Origin of the sequence: Arthrobacter sp. NtRootA1, assembly GCF_019976975.1 — a bacterium.
Lineage (GTDB): Bacteria > Actinomycetota > Actinomycetes > Actinomycetales > Micrococcaceae > Arthrobacter > Arthrobacter aromaticivorans.
Window position 1 is genome coordinate 4,371,230 of record NZ_AP024630.1, and the last position, 18,399, is coordinate 4,389,628.

Annotated in this window: 14 protein-coding genes; 5 read left to right on the forward strand and 9 right to left on the reverse strand. The window is 62.6% G+C overall.

What is annotated here, in order from left to right:
* The first annotated feature begins 49 nt into the window (after nucleotides 1-49).
* Nucleotides 50-2,053, forward strand: coding sequence for a beta-galactosidase (locus LDN90_RS19885; RefSeq protein ID WP_223949338.1), 2,004 nt, complete (start codon nucleotides 50-52; stop codon nucleotides 2,051-2,053).
* Nucleotides 2,054-2,243: 190 nt separating this feature from the next.
* On the opposite strand, the gene LDN90_RS19890 is transcribed toward LDN90_RS19885, so the two are convergent.
* The 3 genes from LDN90_RS19890 to LDN90_RS19900 all read right to left on the reverse strand — a co-directional run bounded on the left by LDN90_RS19890 (nucleotide 2,244) and on the right by LDN90_RS19900 (nucleotide 5,624).
* The gene (locus LDN90_RS19890; protein WP_216926820.1) at nucleotides 2,244-3,611 is read right to left on the reverse strand and encodes an extracellular solute-binding protein; all 1,368 of its coding nucleotides are present in this window, start codon (nucleotides 3,609-3,611) and stop codon (nucleotides 2,244-2,246) included.
* 143 nt (nucleotides 3,612-3,754) lie between these two features.
* Nucleotides 3,755-4,687, reverse strand: coding sequence for a carbohydrate ABC transporter permease (locus LDN90_RS19895; RefSeq protein WP_216926819.1), 933 nt, complete (start codon nucleotides 4,685-4,687; stop codon nucleotides 3,755-3,757).
* On the reverse strand, nucleotides 4,680-5,624 hold the full coding sequence (locus LDN90_RS19900; protein WP_216926818.1) for a sugar ABC transporter permease: 945 nt from the start codon (nucleotides 5,622-5,624) through the stop codon (nucleotides 4,680-4,682). Before LDN90_RS19900 ends, LDN90_RS19895 begins: the two co-directional genes overlap by 8 nt.
* 374 nt (nucleotides 5,625-5,998) lie before the next feature.
* Here LDN90_RS19900 and LDN90_RS19905 point away from each other — a divergent pair, with 374 nt between their 5' ends.
* From LDN90_RS19905 to LDN90_RS19915, 3 genes are read left to right on the forward strand one after another with little or no spacing between them, the layout of a single operon-like run.
* A complete protein-coding gene (locus LDN90_RS19905) occupies nucleotides 5,999-7,222 on the forward strand; it encodes an acetylxylan esterase (protein ID WP_223946823.1) in 1,224 nt (407 codons plus the stop codon).
* Nucleotides 7,219-9,291 carry a DUF6807 family protein gene (locus tag LDN90_RS19910; RefSeq protein WP_223946824.1) on the forward strand — a complete coding sequence of 691 codons (2,073 nt, stop codon included), beginning with the start codon at nucleotides 7,219-7,221 and terminating at the stop codon, nucleotides 9,289-9,291. Before LDN90_RS19905 ends, LDN90_RS19910 begins: the two co-directional genes overlap by 4 nt.
* Entirely contained in the window at nucleotides 9,288-10,418 is a 1,131-nt protein-coding gene (locus LDN90_RS19915; RefSeq protein WP_223946825.1) for a M24 family metallopeptidase, read from the forward strand. The genes LDN90_RS19910 and LDN90_RS19915 overlap by 4 nt, the downstream gene beginning before the upstream one ends.
* Nucleotides 10,419-10,503: 85 nt before the next feature.
* Here the strand turns inward: LDN90_RS19915 and LDN90_RS19920 are convergent, their stop codons facing one another.
* From LDN90_RS19920 to LDN90_RS19940, 5 genes are read right to left on the reverse strand one after another with little or no spacing between them, the layout of a single operon-like run.
* Nucleotides 10,504-11,955: an aldehyde dehydrogenase (NADP(+)) gene (locus tag LDN90_RS19920; RefSeq protein ID WP_223946826.1), complete on the reverse strand. Its 1,452-nt coding sequence runs from the start codon at nucleotides 11,953-11,955 to the stop codon at nucleotides 10,504-10,506.
* The gene (locus LDN90_RS19925; RefSeq protein ID WP_223946827.1) at nucleotides 11,936-13,069 is read right to left on the reverse strand and encodes a mandelate racemase/muconate lactonizing enzyme family protein; all 1,134 of its coding nucleotides are present in this window, start codon (nucleotides 13,067-13,069) and stop codon (nucleotides 11,936-11,938) included. The genes LDN90_RS19920 and LDN90_RS19925 overlap by 20 nt, the downstream gene beginning before the upstream one ends.
* Nucleotides 13,069-13,974 carry a 5-dehydro-4-deoxyglucarate dehydratase gene (locus tag LDN90_RS19930; RefSeq protein ID WP_223946828.1) on the reverse strand — a complete coding sequence of 302 codons (906 nt, stop codon included), beginning with the start codon at nucleotides 13,972-13,974 and terminating at the stop codon, nucleotides 13,069-13,071. Before LDN90_RS19930 ends, LDN90_RS19925 begins: the two co-directional genes overlap by 1 nt.
* Nucleotides 13,971-14,969: an NAD(P)-dependent oxidoreductase gene (locus tag LDN90_RS19935; protein ID WP_223946829.1), complete on the reverse strand. Its 999-nt coding sequence runs from the start codon at nucleotides 14,967-14,969 to the stop codon at nucleotides 13,971-13,973. Before LDN90_RS19935 ends, LDN90_RS19930 begins: the two co-directional genes overlap by 4 nt.
* 29 nt (nucleotides 14,970-14,998) lie before the next feature.
* Nucleotides 14,999-16,420, reverse strand: coding sequence for a Gfo/Idh/MocA family oxidoreductase (locus LDN90_RS19940; RefSeq protein ID WP_223946830.1), 1,422 nt, complete (start codon nucleotides 16,418-16,420; stop codon nucleotides 14,999-15,001).
* Nucleotides 16,421-16,599: 179 nt separating this feature from the next.
* Here LDN90_RS19940 and LDN90_RS19945 point away from each other — a divergent pair, with 179 nt between their 5' ends.
* Nucleotides 16,600-17,628, forward strand: a complete 1,029-nt coding sequence (locus tag LDN90_RS19945) for a LacI family DNA-binding transcriptional regulator (protein WP_216926809.1) — start codon at nucleotides 16,600-16,602, stop codon at nucleotides 17,626-17,628.
* A 70-nt stretch (nucleotides 17,629-17,698) separates the two neighbouring features.
* On the opposite strand, the gene LDN90_RS19950 is transcribed toward LDN90_RS19945, so the two are convergent.
* Nucleotides 17,699-18,397, reverse strand: a complete 699-nt coding sequence (locus tag LDN90_RS19950; protein WP_223946831.1) for an FCD domain-containing protein — start codon at nucleotides 18,395-18,397, stop codon at nucleotides 17,699-17,701.
* Nucleotides 18,398-18,399 lie beyond the last annotated feature (2 nt).

Genomic DNA, 18,399 nt, shown 5'->3' on the forward strand with positions numbered 1-18,399 from the left:
CCCATCCGAAGGCCCGTCCGAAACCCCCTCGGAAAGCCCGTTCGGAACCCTGTCCGTATGGGACAGCATCAATGGCCTGGCCTACGGCGGCGACTACAACCCTGAGCAATGGCCCGAAGACGTCCGCCGTGAAGATATCGAGCTGATGAAGGAAGCGGGGGTCAATTTCCTGAGCGTCGCCATCTTCTCCTGGGGCCTGCTGGAACCGGTGGAAGGCCAGTACGATTTCGGCTGGCTGGACGACGTCATGGACAACCTCCACCAAGCCGGCATCAAAGTGGCATTGGCTACGGCCACCGCATCACCGCCGGCCTGGCTGGCCAGGAAACACCCCGAAATCCTTCCTGTGACAGCGGAAGGAACAAGGCTGGAACGCGGCTCGCGACGGCACTACACGCCATCGTCCTCGGTGTACCGCAGGTACGCAACCACGATGACCAGGGTCATCGCCGAACGCTACAAGAACCACCCTGCGCTGGCATTGTGGCATGTGGACAATGAGCTCGGCTGCCATGTTGGCGAGTTCCACGGTGAAGAAGACGCTGCCGCATTCCGAGCCTGGCTGGAACGCCGGTACGGATCCATCGAAGCCCTCAACGACGCATGGGGAACCGCGTTCTGGTCCCAGCACTACGCTTCGTTCGAGGAAATCATCCCGCCCGGTGCCGCACCCACCACCCTCAACCCCGGACAGCAACTGGACTTTGCACGGTTCAACTCGTGGGCGTTCATCGATTACTACCGCGCCCTACTGGCAGTAATCCGTGAAGTTACACCGAACGTCCCGGCCACCACCAACTTCATGGTTTCCAGTGCCACCAAAACCTTGGACTACTTCGATTGGTCCAAGGACATGGACGTGATCGCGAACGACCATTACCTGGTGGCTGCCGATCCTGAACGGGAAATCGAACTCGCCTTCAGCGCTGATCTCACGCGCGGCGTGGCCGGGGGTGAACCGTGGATCCTAATGGAACACTCCACATCGGCGGTCAACTGGCAGCCCCGTAACCAGCCAAAGATGCCCGGGGAAATGCTCCGCAACTCGCTGGCCCATGTGGCTCGCGGCGCCGACGCCGTCATGTTCTTCCAGTGGCGCCAGAGCAAGGCTGGATCTGAAAAATTCCACTCAGCCATGGTTCCGCACGGCGGACGCGACACCCAGGTCTGGCGCAACGTGGTGGAGCTCGGCGATGCCCTGTCCAAGATGGAATCCGTGAAGGGTTCCCGCGTGGAGTCGAGGGTTGCTTTCGTCTTTGACTACGAAGCATGGTGGGCCTCCGAGCTGGACTCGCACCCAAGCCAGGACCTGAAGTACCTGGATACCATGCGGGCTTTCCACCGATCTCTGTACCTGCGTGGTGTCAGTACGGACTTCGTCCACCCCTCCGCCGACCTCTCCGGCTACGATCTCATTCTGGTCTGCACCCTCTACGCCGTCACGGATTCCGCGGCCGCCTCTATCGCCGCCGCAGCAGAAGGCGGTGCAACGGTCCTCATCAGCTACTTCAGCGGCATCGTGGATGAGCAGGACCACATTCGGTTGTGTGGCTACCCCGGCGCTTTCCGCGAACTACTGGGCATCCGAACCGAGGAATTCCATCCGCTCTTCCCCGGCAGCACAGTCACCCTCAGCGATGGAACAGTTGGTTCCGTGTGGAGCGAGCACGTTCACGTAGCTGAATCTGGCGGCGGACCAGCCGAGGTCTTGGCTACTTTTACGGACTACCCGCTCGACGGCGTCCCCGCCGTCACGCGCAGACCCACCGGGGCAGGGGCGGCTTGGTACCTTGCGACACTACCCGACGCCGACGGCATCGATTCACTCACTGCCCGGCTGCTGGAGGAAGCTGGGGTGACGGCCGTTGCCGAGGCTTCTGCCGGCGTCGAACTCGCCCGGCGGCGATCCGCGGATGGCAGTAGCTTCCTCTTCGCCATCAACCACAGCCGCGCGGACGTGACGGTGAAGGCCGACGGCGACGAGCTGCTGAGCGGAGCGCGCTTCAGCTGTGTGGTCCCCGCCGGAGCCGTGGCAGTTATCGCGGAAGACTAACCCAACCCAACTGGGTAGCAGCAGTGCGCGTTTAGACCCCTCAAAACGCGCACTGCTGCTACCCAGTTGGGTGCGCGCGCGCAAAAACCGCGCCCCAGGCGGATCACGAATGATTCGCCCGGGGCGCGGTTCTCTTGGTGCGACGGTTCTCTTGGTGCAGCGGTTCTCTTGGTGAGTTGCTTCCGGAAAGCTAGGCTCCGATCGCGGACTTCATCTCGTCCACGGCCTTCTTACCGGCTTCCTCTGTGGAGAGCCTGTTGAACAGGACTTCCGAGGAGTAGCGCTTGATGATTTCCTGGATGGCACCTGCGCCCTTCGGCGGTGCGGCCGGGGCTTCGCCGAGTTCGGGCTGGATCTCGCTGATGAAGTTGACCACCTTGGTGTCCGGCGCCGCCAGCTTGGGAGCGATTGCTTCGCGGACGTCCGAGTTGGGGTATACGCCCCGGTCAGCCAGCAGAATTTCTCCGGCCTTGACGTTGTTCGTCAGGAAGTCGATGAACTTAGCCGTCTCTTCAGGGTGCTTGGTCCTGGAGGATGCAGACCAGAACTGGGAAGCCTTGTACCAAAGCTGCGTATCAGCGGCCTTGCCAGTCTTGGACGGGAAGCGGAGGATCTGCAGTTCGCCGCCCGCAGCTTTCTCGAGCGCCGGCAACTGGTTGGACCACCAGAACGCCATGCCGTTCTTGCCGGTTGCCAGGCCACTCTGATCCAGCGGCGCAGCTTCGGCCTCAACAATTTCGGATGCCGACGGAACGGCCTTCTTCTCGCTGAGTTCCTTCAGGAAGTCCCAGTAGCCCGCGATGTCCGAGGGTTCGAAGCCAAGCTTGCCATCCTGGGTGTAAAGGGACTTGCCGTTCTGGCGCAGCCACACACCCAGGGACGCCTCGTCGGTGCCGTATGCAGCAGCGCCATAGGTTCCCTTCGGCGACTTGCTGGTGACCTCAGCCGCGATGCGTTCGAAGTCTTCCCACGTCCAGGTCTTGTCGTCCGGAAGTGCGACGCCCGCAGCCTTGAAGACCGCCGGGTTGGCCAGGATGGTGGCAGCGTTGATGCCAGCTGCAATGCCAGTGAGCCCCTTGGAACCCTTGCCGGCATTCAACGCGGCTTCGTCCATCTTGGAGGTGTCGATCTTATACTTGGACAAGTCCAGGAGCGCCCCACGAGTGGAGTACTCGGTGATGTACTTTTCGTCCATCTGGATGATATCCGGAGCATCGTTGGCAGCAACTTGAGTGGCCAGTTTGTCCCAGTAGCCGCTCCAGTCGCCATACTCGGCCTTGATCTTGATGTTGGGGTTCTCGGCCTCAAAAGCCGCGATGGCTTGCTGCGTCAATTGCGCACGCTTGTCGCCACCCCACCAGGAGAAGCGGAGCTCCACCTTGCCGTCGGCACTCTTTTGTTCTGCTCCGCCGCCACAAGCGCTCAGCGCCAGAACGGCTGCAGCTGTGGCAGCGATAATGGCCGAGGCGCGAAGCCGCCGCTTGGACCGCGCGGCCGTTGCGCGGGCTTTGGAAGCACCTGCAGGGGCGATTCCTTCACCCTTTGGAAATACCGGCACTGTTGTCTCCGATCCTCTTTGATCTTGATGCGAATGAGAAAGCGTTTTCTTGCGTGGATTTTATGCTACAAGCCACAATCTTGTATTACAAGATCTCAGCTTGTATAACTTGTCGGGCGAAAGCCCTGGGACTCCCAACTGCCCTATTTGATGCCGGTAGTTGCGATGCCCTTGATGAGGAACCGCTGGCCGAACAGGAAGACAAGGAAGACGGGGAACAGGGACACGATGGACATCGCGAAGAGTGATCCCCAACTGGTAGCGGACTGCGAGTCAACGAAAGCGCGAAGCGCTACGGGGACAGTAAACATGTCCGGATCAGTCAGGTAGATGAGTGCACCGAAGAAGTCGTTCCACGTCCAGATGAATGTGAAGATCGTGGTGGTGGCGAGGGCCGGAACCATCAAAGGCAGAATGACCCGGAGGAAAATCCTCGGATGCCCGGCGCCGTCAATGCGGGCAGCCTCATCCAATTCCTTCGGAATGCCACGGATGAACTGCACCATGAGGAACACAAAGAACGCGTCCGTTGCCAGGAGCTTCGGCACGATCAGCGGCCAGAACGTGTTCACCCAACCGATCTGCGAAAACAGGATGTACTGCGGCACGATCACAACATGGAAGGGCAGCATGATGGTCAGCAGCATGATTCCGAAGAACAGCTTTTTGCCGCTGAACTGCAGCCGGGCGAAGGCATAGGCGGCCATGGAGCATGAGATCAGGTTTCCGACGATCGAGCCGAGTACGACGATCGCAGAGTTGATCATGTAATGCCCGAAGGGGTGCGTCAGCGCAGACCAGCCATCGGTGTAATTGCTCATTTCCAGGTTGTTCAGCCAAAGGCCGGGTTCGCGGAAAATGAGGTCATTGGGCCGCAGCGAGGAAACAACCATCCATAGCAGCGGATAGATCATGATCCCGCCAACCAGGATCAGGATGGCGTGCTTGATGAGTCCTTTGATGCGGGCGTTGCGGCTGAAGGCCAGGTTTCCTGGCGATTCGCGGCGGCGCGGGCTTTTGCTGGTCTTGCTGCTTTGGCCCTCAGCTGCGGGCGGCAGGGTCTGGATTTTAGTCATCGTAGAACACCCAATACTTTGAAGCGATGAAGTTGATGGCAGTGAAGGCGCCGATAATGACCAGCAGGAACCAGGCCATCGCCGAGGCGTAGCCCATATCGAACTGACCGAAGCCCTTCTGGTACAGATACAGCGTGAAGAACATGGTGGAGTCGGATGGTCCGCCGTTTCCGCCGGAGACGATAAACGCCTGCGTGAACGACTGGAACGAACCAATGATTTGCAGCACCAGGTTGAAGAAGATGATGGGGCTCAGCATCGGCAGCGTGATCCGCCAGAACTTCTGCAAAGTGGTGGCGCCGTCAACTTCGGCGGCCTCGTAGTACATGTTCGGGATCTGGCGCAGGCCCGCCAGGAAGATGATCATCGGGCTGCCGAATGTCCAGACGTGCAGCAGGATGATGGAGCCGAGCGCCGTGTTTGGATCCGAGATCCATCCAGGCCCCTGGATGCCGATCATGGCGAGGACCTGGTTCACCAGGCCGGTGGTGCCGAAGATCTGCTTCCAAAGAATCGCGACAGCCACAGATCCGCCCAGCAGCGACGGCAAATAGAAGATGGAACGGTAGAACGGAAGGCCACGAAGCCCTTTGTCCAGGACCAGCGCGATCACCAGGGCCACAGCCAGCTGGAGCGGCACGCCTACCAGCACATATGTGAAGGTAACGCGCAAGGAATTATGGAGTCGAGCATCGCCGAACATGCGGACGAAGTTGTCGATTCCCACCCACTGCGGTGGTTGCAGAAGGTTGTAGTCCGTAAAGGACAGGTACAACGACATCAGCATCGGACCCACGGTGATGACCACGAGGCCGATCAGCCACGGAAGCAGGAAAACATAGGCGGCCTTGTTGTCGCGACCGTTCGCTTTCTTCTCCTCCTTGGTCATGGGCCCCTTGCGGCGGGTCATTGTGGAGAGTTCGCCGATGGCGCTCATCGCTTCCCTCCTGCCTGACCGCGAACGCCTTTCGGCGTCCCCGTATGTTCATAAGCGGCCATGTGGTCTCCTTTGGTCATCGTGGCCATCCACGGAGTACGAGTGTGGTTGATGCTTGCCTTCCGGGACGCCGCCGTTCACTCGGCGGCACCCCTTGACTCGCCGGGATGTGGATCCTGGTGATCAGCGGCTCCGTACCAAAGTAAACGCTTTCTTGACCCATGTACAGCCTTTTGCTAATTTTTGAGAAAGCGTTTTCTGAGGAAGCCGCCAATACCCGATTTACACACGCCGAAGAAGCCCGGTGTGCGCTTTCGCACATCATCCGCACCGAAAAGGCAGGACACCATTGTTCCCCAAGCACGGCGACTGCCATGACCACTGCTGACATGGCAGGAATGCCCATCCGCCCCAGCGCTCTTGGCCGCTACGAGGATTGGCCCGCTTACGCCGCCCGGCATCACTTCGCGGCAACCTCTCCAAGTGCCCAGCAGCTGGTGGACACGCTCGGGGTCCCTGCCACTGCGCCGGTTACTGAATACAGGGTGGAAACCCAAACAGAGCACGACGGCGTCATCACCTCCCGCTTGTCCTGGCAGCTTGGTTTCGGACCAAGGACCTCGGCCTGGTTCGTGCGGCCAGCCCGCTCCACTGGCCCCCTGCCCGGGATACTGGCTCTTCACTGCCATGGCGGGATCAAATCCCATGGCGCGGAGCGGCTGGTCTTACTTCCACGAGAAGAAGAGAACGACGCCGGGGCCACCACCACTGCGGCTGGCTTCGGTCGTATACCGGTCCAATTACGGGAAAAGCTCTACAGCGGGCGCCACTGGGCTACATGGCTTGCCCAGCAGGGTTTCGCCGTCCTGGCACACGACGCCTTCATGTGGGGCAGTCGCGGCTTCGGCCTGGAAACCCAGCCTTGGCGGACGGCCCAGTCCGTCAACGGCCAGCAGGCACTGTGGCGGGAGGCCGGCGTCGAGCCTTCCCCGGCGGATCTTTACAACGCAGCAGCGTCCAATCATGAAGAAACCGTGGCGAAAGCCGCAACGCTCCTTGGCACCAGCATCGCCGGGACGGTGGCGCATGACGACCTCGCGGCGCTAGGCATCCTGGCGTCCCTCCCCGGAGTCGATCCGGACCGCCTTGGATGCACCGGATTTTCAGGTGGAGGCGGCCGGGCCATGGTGCTCGCCGCCCTCAGTCCACTGATCCGCAGCTATGTGGTCACGTGCATGATGACCACCTTCGCGTCCCTCCTCCCTGCCTACCTCGATGCCCATTCCTGGTTGCTCCACTCCCCTGGCCTGTCAAGGCTGGGAGATTGGCCCGATCTGGTAATGCGTTCAACTGCCGGCGCTGTCCTGGTCCAGTACGCACTAGCTGACCAGCTGTTTCCGGAAGCAGGAATGCGCGACGCCGATGCCCACCTTTCGGAGCGGATGCCGGCTGGGCGGTACGCTGGCAGCTTTTGGCCCGGGCCCCACGTTTTTTCCACCGGCATGCAAGAAGAGGCGGCAGCTTTTCTCTCCTCCAACCTCCAGGCCAATGAAGCCCCTGGTTTCCCCGCAACTGATCCCGCTAGGACAGCACTATGACTTTGCCTTCAACGGCCCCACACACAATCGTGGGCATTCACAACCAACTGCCACGAGTAGCACTCGTTGGCGTTCACGGATTCGGCGAACGACACCTTGAAAACCTCCATCGACTCGGTTCCGCCGGAATGCTTGAACTGGTGGCGGTTGCCGATCCACAGCCACCAGCCCAAGGCCAGTTGCCGCCTGACGTGGGCGTCTACAGTTCCTTGGATGACCTCTTGGCTGCGGGAAGTGCCCCCGACGTCGTCATTATTTCCACTCCTATCCAAACCCACGCCCCGCTCGCCCTCACCGCGCTGGGGGCCGGCGCCAACGTTTACCTCGAGAAGCCTCCCGTGGCTTCCATGGCGCAGTACGAAAGCGTCCTCGCAACGGCGGCGAGCGCCGGGCGGATGGTACAAGTCGGTTTCCAGAGCCTTGGTTCGCGTGCCCTTCCCGCCACAGAAAAGCTTGTGGCATCTGGTGAGATCGGCGAGGTCCGCGGCATCAGCGCGACGGGCCAGTGGCTCCGGACAAAGGGGTACTTCAAGCGCTCCCGCTGGGCAGGTAAGCGAAGCCTGAACGGTACGGATGTGGTGGACGGCGTCGCGACGAACGCCTTGGCACACGCAGTGGCTACCGGGCTGCGACTCGCAGGTGCCAGGAGCGTTGCCGACGTCGAATTGGTCGAAACCGACCTTTACCGGGCGAATGACACCGAAAGCGATGACACTTCCGTGATCAGGGTCCGGACGGCGACAGGCACCGTGCTGACCTGCGGGCTGACGTTGTGCGCGCCCGTGCAGTCGGCGCCATCGGTGACCGTCTACGGCACGCTCGGGCAGATCACGCTTTCCTACACCGAAGACAGCCTGGAGATCACTACTCCGGACGGGATCCGGAATGAGATTTTCGGGCGGACGGACCTGTTGGAAAACCTCATTTCAGCACGGACGGAACAGGATCTGCTCAGCCCATTGAGTGGAGCCGGCGCCTACATGTCCGTGTTGGAAGCGGTCCGAACCTCGGACGCACCCCGGCTCATCCATCCGGACCATGTGACGTGGCTGGGCGAAGGCGAGGACGCCCATGCCGTGGTGCAGGACATCGAAAGGTGGATTCGCCGCGCCACCCTGGGCCAAGCAACGTTCGCGGAACTCGGGGCGCCGTGGGTTGAAAAAGCTGCGGTTACCGATGGAGCAACCAAGCCAGAGCTGAAGGTCAACGGCAGAGCCGTCGCCACTATGCAGGACGGCTCACGCATCCGGCCAACCTCCTCGCCGCGCCCGTACCTCCACCCCGTCCGCACCCTTGCCGGCACGATCGTAAGTGACCACATTCCGGAGGACCATGTGTGGCACCTTGGAGCGGGGGTCGCCATCCAGGACGTGGACGGTATCAATTTCTGGGGTGGCCGGACCTACACGCGCGACGCCGGTGCGTACGTCTGGCGCAAGGACCACGGCCGCGTGGTCCTTGCGTCCGCGGAACATAGGGATGGACAGCGGAACGAGCTATTGAGCTGGGTGGGCCCTGACGGTTCCCTTGTCCTCCGCGAACAGCGCGAGTGGCGCTGGGCCGCCGTCGGAAATTCCGTCTGGCAATTGACGCTGCACTTCACGCTCGAATCCGCCACGGGACGCCCGGTGCTGCTGGGCAGCCCCGGTTCCAACGGACGGTCGCAGGGCGGTTATGGTGGCTTCTTCTGGCGGCTGCCCAGGGTCAGTGACGCGACCATTTGGACCCCTGAGTCGCGCGGGGAAGATGCCGTCCATGGCAGCGTCGCGCCTTGGCTGGCTTGGTCAGGAACTTTCGACGCCGGAACGGGCGGCGGCCATAGTGCGGGCGATCCGGGCTTGGGCCATCCGGCCACGCTCGTCTTCCTGGCTTCCCCCCAAGCAGCGGACCCCTGGTTCGTTCGGCACTCGGGCTATCCGGGTGTGGGGCTGTCCTTGGCGTGGGAGTCGCCGGTGCCCGCAGAACCCGGTAACCCTGTGCATCGCACCGTCAGGGTGCTCATCGCTGACGGCTTCCTAGCCACTCAAGACATTGAACAGCTCATCTCAACCCAGGGGGACCCAGCATGACCGCTCCGACTCAATCTGCAGTAACGCCGGACGCCGCACGGACATCCGGCGCTGCGTCCCCGGCCCCCGGCAATGCCGCCGACCGTGTGGTGAAGCGCCGCCGCATAATGGACATCCTGGACCGTTCGGGTCGAGATTCGCTTCTGCTCACGAGCAACACGGCACTCACCTGGTATCTGGACGGCAGTCGTGTCCATATCAGCCTGGCAGGGGATCCCATCGCCGCCCTCCTGGTGGATCGAGCCGGAGATCATCTTGTGACGTTCAACAACGAAGCCGGCAGGATCGAGGCCGAGGAACTTCCCCAGGGCGTCAACCTGCACAGTATTCCGTGGCACGGCCAACTGCATGCATCTGCGGCCGGGCTGGCCGACGACGGAAACCCTCTGATGGAAGCCGCTGTCGCGGGGGAATTACGGGCAGCGCGACAACAACTCCTGCCCGCAGAAACAGCTCGCTATGCCCAATTGTCCGCAGATGCCGCCAAGGCGATGACCGACGTCCTCACGGCAGCAACACCCGGGACAACCGAATTTGAGCTTGTCTCGGACTTGGCAGCCCGGATTGTGGCAGTGGGCGCCGAGCCCCTTGTCCTGCTCTGCAGCGGTGCTTCCAGAAGCGGTTTCCGCCACCCGCTGGCAACGCATGCTCCCATCGGTCGCAGGGCAATGGCCGTGGTTTGCGCCCGCCGTCATGGCTTGGTGGCCAACGTGACCCGTTGGGTAGCGTTCGACGCCGGCACTCCACAGGAGCTCGACGCCGAAGCACGCATCGCAGCTGTTGAAGCGGACATCTTCCGGGCCACCGTGCCGGGTGCCAAGCTCAATGAGGTCTTCGCCGCTATCCAGGATGCCTATGTGCGCCACCGGTTTGGTCCCGATCAATGGACCCTGCATCACCAGGGTGGCCCGGCAGGTTACGCCGGCCGTGATCCCCGCGTCACCGCGGACGTGACGGACAGGATCGTCCTCGACCAGCCGTTCACGTGGAACCCCTCCGGACCGGGCGTGAAAATCGAAGACACCGTGCTGCTCACAGAAGGCGGAGTCAAGGTGCTGACCGTCGACGAGCGCTGGCCGACGACGGAAGTGGACGGCCGCCGTCGTCCAATCACCCTGCGGCTGTAACGCGTAACCAACCACAAAACGCCAAGGGCGGGGTCACCATCACGGTGACCCCGCCCTTCGCGTACTGCAATCCTGCTTGGCGCCCTTAGCCCAGGGTTAGCACGCCGTCCACCCGGCGCGGGATGCCTAACGGGTTCGCCTCGCGCAGGGCAGGGTGCAGGATGTTCTCCGGAGCGTCCTGGTAAGCCACGGGACGCTGGAAGCGGCGAACCGCGGTAGCGCCCACTGAGGTGAACAGCGATGTCGTGGCGGGGTACGGTCCTCCGTGCTGCTGCGACCAATTCACTGCAACGCCAGTGGGCCAACCGTCGAACAACACGCGACCTGCAAGCTCACTCAGCTGCTCCACAAGCGCTGAAACGTCCTCCCCTGGCTGCGCGTGCACGGTGCCGGTGAGGCTGCCTGGAACCTTGGCGAGGGCCTGTGACAGCTCTTCCTCATTGGCGTACTCAATGAGGAGCGTGGTGGGGCCGAAGCACTCTTCCAGCAACTCACCAGGACAATCCAGCACGTTGGCGGCGCTTGTCGAGAACACCACCGGAGCTGCGCCGTCGGCCAGGCTGTCCTGATCCACGGTGCCGCTCACCACCGCAACACCCGGCTGCTCCGCGACGCTGCGCAGGCCGTAAGGGTAGGCCTCCGCGATCCGCTCAGTCAGCATGGCCGCGGTCGGCTTGTCCTTGCTCGCTTCTGCCACTTGGGCAGCGAAGTCGGTGCCCGAGGGGATGAAAACGAGTCCGGGCTTTGTGCAGAACTGCCCCGCTCCCTGGGTGAACGAACCAGCCAGGCCAGCAGCAAGTTCCTTAGCGCGCTCGGCCAAAGCACCATCCGTGATGACCACGGGGTTCAGGCTGCCCAGTTCGCCATAAAAGGGGATCGGTTCCGGGCGGGAAGTTGCGAGGTCGAACAGTGCGCGGCCGCCGGGGATGGAACCGGTGAAGCCCACAGCCTTGATGGCGGGATCCTGCACCAATGCGGTACCTGCCTCGCGTCCGCTCACGAGGGCGAAGATGCCGTCCGGAGCTCCGGCCTTGGCCAAGGCTTCGGTCACGATCTCGGCAGTCCGCTCGGACAGGCGTAGGTGGCCGGAATGTGCTTTGACGATCACCGGGCAACCGACAGCGAGCGCCGATGCAGTGTCGCCACCGGCCACCGAGAACGCGAACGGGAAGTTCGACGCCGAGAACACGGCCACGGGTCCAATCGGACGCAGGATGCGGCGCAGGTCAGGTTTGGGCGGCGTGGCGGCAGGATCCGCGTGATCGATCACTGCCTCCAAGTACGAGCCCTCGGTGATCACCTTCGCGAACAGTCGGAGTTGGCCGCTCGTCCGGGCCACCTCACCTGTGAGCCGAACCGTACCAAGGCTGGTTTCGGAGTCAGCTATGGCCACCAGTTCCGTCACGTTGGCGTCCAGGGCGTCGGCGACGGCGGTCAGCCAGGCTGCGCGCTCGGCGTCGGACGCTGCGGCGGTCACTTTGAAGGCTGCGGCGGCAGCCCCCGTCACCGCGGTCAGGTCAAGAGTTGCTGTACTCAATGTGGTTTCCTTTACTCTCAGGGGCGGAGCTCTCACGTGCGGCCGGCTTTTGGGCAAAGTCGAAGCCAAGGCCTGGACGGCTTGCCGAGCTGAGCCTGCTGTTGCGGATTCGGATGGGAGAGGGCTCGGCGAGGATGCCGAGCTGCTCGAAGGAAGCGTCTTCCACTTCTTCCACGCTCACGGCCTCGGCCAAGGTGAGCGCCAACTGTCCGGAGAGTTCCGAAAGAAGGTGCGGAGCCACCCTGATGCTGTTCGCGCGGGCCAACTCCACGATCCTGCGGAACGGCGTAATGCCGCCCACCCGGACAATGTTGGGTTGGATGATATCCACGGCTTCGGCTTCGATGAAGTCGCGGAAACGGTAGATAGTGTGGACGTTCTCGCCAAGCGCGATCGGCACGGGAGAGTGTTTGCGCAGGCGCCGGTAGGCCCACAAATCGTCAGCACGGATTGGCTCTTCAAGCCATTCCAATCCGTACTCCCCCAAAACATCCAAGGCGCGGAAGGTATGCGCCAGGTCCCAGCGTTGGTTGGCATCAATCATGAGCAGGCGGTCCGGGCCAATGACCTGCCGGACCGCGGCAACCCGTTCAGCGTCTTCGCGTAGCTCAGGCTTTCCCACCTTGATCTTCACAGCCTTATGGCCAGCGGCAACCCAGCGCTGTGCCTGCTCCACGAGCTGTTCCAAGGAGTAGTGCAGATTCACGCCCGAGCCATAGACCTCCACTGATTCCTGGCGTTGACCCAGGAGAGCAGTGACGGAGGTGTCGGCCTGACGGGCTTTAAGGTCCCACAGCGCGAGGTCCACACCGGCCATTGCGATAGTGGTCAGGCCTCCCCCACCTGCCTCGTGCAGACGCTTCCAGAGTTGGTCCCACACCGCTTCGGGATTCGGTTCCAACCCAAGGATGAAGGGGGCGATGTCGTAGTCCAGAAGTGCTTTGACTGCCTGGGGACCAATAGTAGGTGTCCACGAGAAACCGTGGCCCACGCCGCCGCCGTCAGTACTCAGTTCGGTGACGATCACGTGGTTCTCGGGAGCTTCAGCCCCCCAGCTACGCAGCAACGGAACCGTGATCAAACGCGTGGTGAGGCCGGTAATGCGTGCTGTCATCAGCTGAGCGCCAACTCGTGGCCCTTGGCCAGGATCGACTTCAGCTCCAGCAGCTGTTCCTCCGTGGGGTCCACCAGTGGCGGGCGGACAGGGCCTACCGGCAACCCTGCCAATCGTAGCCCGGCCTTGATGAGAGAAACGCCGAAGCCGGGAGTCTGGTCCCGAAGCCTCACGAGGGGAGCATAAAAGCCCTCAAGCAGGGCGTTCCGACGGTCCTCATCACCAGAGACGTATGCGTCGTAGTAGGCCTTCGCGATCTCCGGAGCCATGGCAAAGGCTGCCGAGGAGTAGAGCGGGATCCCGAGGCCGCGGTAAGCACCCTGGGTCAGCTCTGCCGTGAGGAGTCCATTGAAAAGTGCGAAGTCGGTTCGGCCGCTGGCGTTGATGGCGGATACGATTTCCTGCGCCAGGCCGACGTCCCCGATCCCATCCTTGAAGCCGATGACTTTCGGGTTCGCGGTGAGGCGGCTCATGGCTGCGGCCGTGAACTTCGCCGTGCCACGGTGATAAACGATCACGGGCAGACTGCTGGCGTCGGCGATGGCCTCGACGTAAGCAACGACGCCGTCTGTTGGCCCTGTAACGAGGTACGGCGGGAGAACCAGCAGGGCGTCGGCGCCTGCCTCCTCGGCAACCCTGGCGGCAGCCAGGGCGTGGCCCAACGGGCCGCCGGCGCCTGCGACTACCGGGACGGCTCCAGCAACAGCTTCGACGGCGGCAGCCACCACGGTGCGGATCTCATCCAGGGAGAGGGCGTGGAATTCACCCGTGCCACACGCTGGGAAAACACCTCCGGGGCCGTAAGGAAGGCGCGAGGTGATGTGCTCCTTCAGAAGGGCCACATCCACCGAGCCGTCTTCGGCAAAGGGTGTGACGGGGAAAAACAGTACGCCGTCGAAGTTCATGGTGTCTCCTTGGTTGCTCCCGCCGGGACCAGGCCGGCGTGATTCTCGTCGTTGAGTAGTGCTTGCTCTGATGCTGCTGAATCTGCGCTTTCATATGGCGGCGTAAGTTCGGTTCGCCAACTGCGCTTGGGCTCCCAGCCAAGAAGGTCACGCGCTTTCCCGATGGAGAACGCCGGGCTGGTACCGGACAGGTGTTCGGTAAGCAGGCCGCTGCCCGGCAAAAAACGCGGGAACAGCTCAGCGAGCGGAGCAGTGGCCAAGGCATCCTTCGCTCCGACGAAGAAGACCTGCCCGTTGGGGATTGCATCCATCTTCTCCAGCAGCACGTCCAGGAAGTCGGCCACGTCCCTGGCATCGACATAGTTGAACAGCGCCGGGGCTGAAAGTGCCGGATCGGCAAGGCGTTCGCGGACAGTGTGTCCTTGCTGTGTTGGCGCTCCTTGCCACTCCTCCGGGGAGATGACAAAGCAGGGCCGGAATGCCGCGTAGCGGATCTTGTCCCCCTGCGCCGCCGCAAACATCTGCACTGTTTGCTCGGCGATCAGCTTGGACAGCGCGTAAGCATTCCAGGGCTTAGGCGGCGTCTGCTCGTCCAACGGGAACGACGGCGGCAGCCAACCTGCGGGTGAGCCGTAGCCCAGGGCGGTGGGGCTGCTTGCCGTAATAATCTTCGGAATACCCGCATCAGTGGCTGCACTGATGACCGCGTAGGCGAGCCGGGTATTGGTACTGAAGATGACTTCCTCAGGAGCGCTGAAAGGTACGGCGATAGCAGCGAGGTGGATGACGGCGTCGGGGTTTGTTTCCCGGAGGAGCCGCTCCGCTTCTCCCGGGGCCAAAAGGTCCGCCGTGTGCTGCACTGCGCCAGTGGGCAACTGCTCCGCCGGGATGGCGTCGCGATCAACCGAGACCACCTCGTGGCCCGCCTGGGCAAGGCTGGCAACGACGCTGCGGCCTAGCCGGCCGGAACCGCCGGTGACGAAAATCCTGCTCATGGTGTTGTCCTTGTGTAAGTGGTGGGCCGCTACGCCTGGCCGCGGCTGAGATCGACGCCGAGGCCAAGTTCACTGATGCGGACAGGGAATCCGGTGTCCAGGGACTGGTTGCCGGCGATGCCGACTGAGACGGAACGGAGGCCGTCGATGTACCCCGACGGGCGGCCCAATGGGTCTACGCCCGGGCCGTTGAAGAGGTCCGAGAGCAGCAGGTTGTCGCCGCCTCCGTGGCCTCCCTCCCCGTTGACGATCGGCACCTCGTAGGCCGCCTCCCAGTGGCGCTGGACCACCAGGCGCTCCCCGTTTCGTCGAACAGCGTCTTCTTCTTCGATGGGCGTCGCGCTTGGGTCCACCACGGTCTTCTTGTCAGTGCTGAATTGGACCGCTGCGCGCTCAACCACTTCGAGTTCGGCCCGGCCTTCCGTACCGTTGACGCTGACCCTGTAGCCCTCCCACGGGCTGTGGGCGTTCAGCGAGTAACTCAGCGTGGGACCGCCCTGGTAGTCCACTACGAGGGCCAGGTTGTCCTCGATCGTGATGCCTTCAGTGAAGACGTCCTGGTCCCTGAGGTAGCCGTCGAACTTTTCATTGTCGTAGTACAGGGCCTTCAGGCGTTCGTCTTCCCGCATGTCCAGGCGGAACGGATCACGCGCCAAGCCATCAACCGTGCCGCGTTCGGGGCGGGCGCCCAGACCGCGCTCGGCAGCATTCTTGTCGCCATAAAAGCGGAGCCCTCCGGAGGCGAAAACGCGCTCGGGGACGTCATTGATCCACCAGTTGACGAGGTCGAAGTGGTGCGAGGCCTTGTGGATGAGCAGGCCACCGGAGTTCTTCTTCTCACGATGCCAGCGGCGGAAGTAGTCCGCGCCGTGCACGGTGTCCAGCACCCAGGTGAAGTCGACGGACGTGACCTTGCCGATCACGCCGTTCTGGATGATCTCCTTAAGCGCGGTGTTGCGCGGCGAGTAACGGTAATTGAAGGTGACTACGACGTTCCGTCCGGTTTCCGCCACGGCGTTGGTAATGCGGCGGCAGCCCTCAACATCGATGGTCAGGGGCTTTTCAACCACGACGTCGGCGCCCGCCTCGAGTGCCTCGACGATGTAGTCCGCGTGGGTATAGTCGGGCGTTGTGACGATGACGCGCTCGATGCCGTTGGCCTGGATAAACTCTGTGAGCTTCGCTGGCTCAAAGGATGCCACTGGCCCCGGGCCGCCCAAATCCTTGATGAGTTCCTGGTAAAACTCCACGCGTCCTTGGTTCACGTCGGACAAAGCGACGAGGTCAGCTACGTCGGCGTGTTGTCCATAGATTGCGCGAATGTACATTTCCGAGCGGCCCCCGGTCCCGATGAGGGCAATGCGGGTCCGATGAGGGTCAGTGCCTCCGGCGGCGGATCCGGAAGTGTCCGCCGCCGTTGAATGGGTCCTGGCGGTGTCAACGTTGACCATGGGAATGCCCCTTTCAAAAGGCAGGAGTGAACCGCTTGACGGCCCGGCGTGATCTGGGAAGAATCATGAGAAAGCGTTTTCTCAGAGCGTTATAAGCTTTGTATCAAGACTGTGGCGGTTCCGTCAACCATTGCCCCAACGCCGGGGCAGCACGCGGACAGCCAACCGGAAGGGGCAACATGGCACGGAGGAACACCAATCGGCGGATTGGCATTGCCGATGTCGCGGAGAAGGCAGGCGTCTCGCACGCCACAGTGTCCCGCGTCATGAACGGTAACGCCGCCGTGGATCCCGGCATCGCTGCCCGCGTCAGGGCTGCAGCTTCCGAACTCAAGTACCAGCCGAATCCCGTTGGACGAAGCCTGGCCTTGGGCAAGACAGACACCATCGGCATCGTTGTCCCGGACTTGGCCAACCCCACCTTCCAGGCCATCCTTCGCGGACTCAGCATTGCGGCGTCCCAGGACGGGTATCGCGTCCTGATCGCGGACTCATCCGAGGTAACCAGCGAGGAAGCAATCCTCGCCGGAGAAGCCCGTCGCCGCTGCGATGGAGTGGTGCTCTGCGCACCCCGAATGGGCGATGCCGAACTTGAAGAGCTGGCACCTACCCTGCATCCGCTGGTACTCATCAACCGCACCACGGTGGCCACCAACACCCCAAGCCTTAGCGTGGACTACGGCCAAGGCATCCAGGAACTCGCCCAGCACCTGGTGGGCCTGGGTCACCGGCGGCTGGCCTTCCTTTCCGGCCCGGAGCACAGTGCATCCAACCGGCAGCGCTTGGTGGGCCTGGAGAAATTCCGGAAGGAGCACCCGGAGATTGAGCTCCAAATGCTCCATGGCGGCTCCAACTTCGACTCCGGACATGAATCCACAGAGGCCATCATCGCCAGTGGCGCAACGGGCATCCTGGCCTTCAATGACCTCGTGGCCATGGGTTTGCTAAGCGGCCTGCACGAGCACGGATTACGGGTTCCAGAGGACATCTCGGTGACGGGGTTCGACGACATCCCGTTCGCCAAGTACACCACTCCCCCGCTGACCACCGCCGCCGTTCCCATTAATGAACTTGGGAGCCTGGCCTGGCGCAGGATGCGTGAGCAGATCCAGCAAGCGGGGGAACCCACCACGCAAGCCCAGGATGAGTTCTCGCCGCGGATGGAAATCCGGAAGAGCACCGCGGCGCCGGCCCTGAAGCCCGCCTAGAAATGCAACGCGGGGTCACTTACGGCCCATCCGGAAGGCCATCATGGGCCATAAGTGACCCCGCGTTGCTCTATCTTCCAGAAGCCTGCGAGCCCACTCCGGCCTCTTTGTAGAAGCCCTGGATGTGGGCTGCCACAAGATCTGCCGCCCGGCCGCCGTCGTCCGCGTTGACGGCTGCAAGAATCGCTCGGTGTTCCGCTCGAAGCCTGTCCGACGTGGCCTTCCAATCAGGTAGGTTTCCGGTGAGTTTCCCGGCGTAATTTTCAATTGCACCCCGCAATGACGCCATCATGGCACTGACCACTGTATTGCCGGCAGCCTGTGCCAGCGCCACATGGAACCGGGCATCAAGCGCCAGGAACGTCTCGATGTCCGGGCTGTCGTCCATTTGCTCGAGCAGCGCCGCCGCCTCATCAAGGGCCGGGGCGCCAACCTTGGCCCGGGCAGCCGCCCAGGATTCGAGCAACACCCGTGTCTCCACGATGTCGGCCACGGGAAGATGGCGGGTTGCCACGTGGAGGCGCAACGTAGAGCCCAGCGCAGAGCCAGGCTCGGCGATCACTACAGTTCCCGCGTCCTTGCCCGAGCCAACTCCCGCGCGCACAACACCCATTGCTTCAAGGATCCGCACTGCCTCCCGCACAGACGTCCTCGATACCTGGAGCTGTTCGGCCATGGCCCGCTCTCCGGGGAGGCGTCCGCCGAGGGCGAGGTCGCCGTCGGATAGCTGCTTTTCTATCCACTGCAGGACTAGTTCGTGGGTACGCATAC

What these genes read in the sequence shown, in the direction of transcription:
- LDN90_RS19895 (WP_216926819.1), bottom strand. Translation starts at nt 4,687, where the DNA reads ATGACTAAAATCCAGACCCTGCCGCCCGCAGCTGAGGGCCAAAGCAGC.
- LDN90_RS19900 (WP_216926818.1), bottom strand. Translation starts at nt 5,624, where the DNA reads ATGAGCGCCATCGGCGAACTCTCCACAATGACCCGCCGCAAGGGGCCC.
- LDN90_RS19905 (WP_223946823.1), top strand. Translation starts at nt 5,999, where the DNA reads ATGACCACTGCTGACATGGCAGGAATGCCCATCCGCCCCAGCGCTCTT.
- LDN90_RS19910 (WP_223946824.1), top strand. Translation starts at nt 7,219, where the DNA reads ATGACTTTGCCTTCAACGGCCCCACACACAATCGTGGGCATTCACAAC.
- LDN90_RS19915 (WP_223946825.1), top strand. Translation starts at nt 9,288, where the DNA reads ATGACCGCTCCGACTCAATCTGCAGTAACGCCGGACGCCGCACGGACA.
- LDN90_RS19925 (WP_223946827.1), bottom strand. Translation starts at nt 13,069, where the DNA reads ATGACAGCACGCATTACCGGCCTCACCACGCGTTTGATCACGGTTCCG.
- LDN90_RS19930 (WP_223946828.1), bottom strand. Translation starts at nt 13,974, where the DNA reads ATGAACTTCGACGGCGTACTGTTTTTCCCCGTCACACCCTTTGCCGAA.
- LDN90_RS19935 (WP_223946829.1), bottom strand. Translation starts at nt 14,969, where the DNA reads ATGAGCAGGATTTTCGTCACCGGCGGTTCCGGCCGGCTAGGCCGCAGC.
- LDN90_RS19940 (WP_223946830.1), bottom strand. Translation starts at nt 16,420, where the DNA reads ATGGTCAACGTTGACACCGCCAGGACCCATTCAACGGCGGCGGACACT.
- LDN90_RS19945 (WP_216926809.1), top strand. Translation starts at nt 16,600, where the DNA reads ATGGCACGGAGGAACACCAATCGGCGGATTGGCATTGCCGATGTCGCG.
- LDN90_RS19950 (WP_223946831.1), bottom strand. Translation starts at nt 18,397, where the DNA reads ATGCGTACCCACGAACTAGTCCTGCAGTGGATAGAAAAGCAGCTATCC.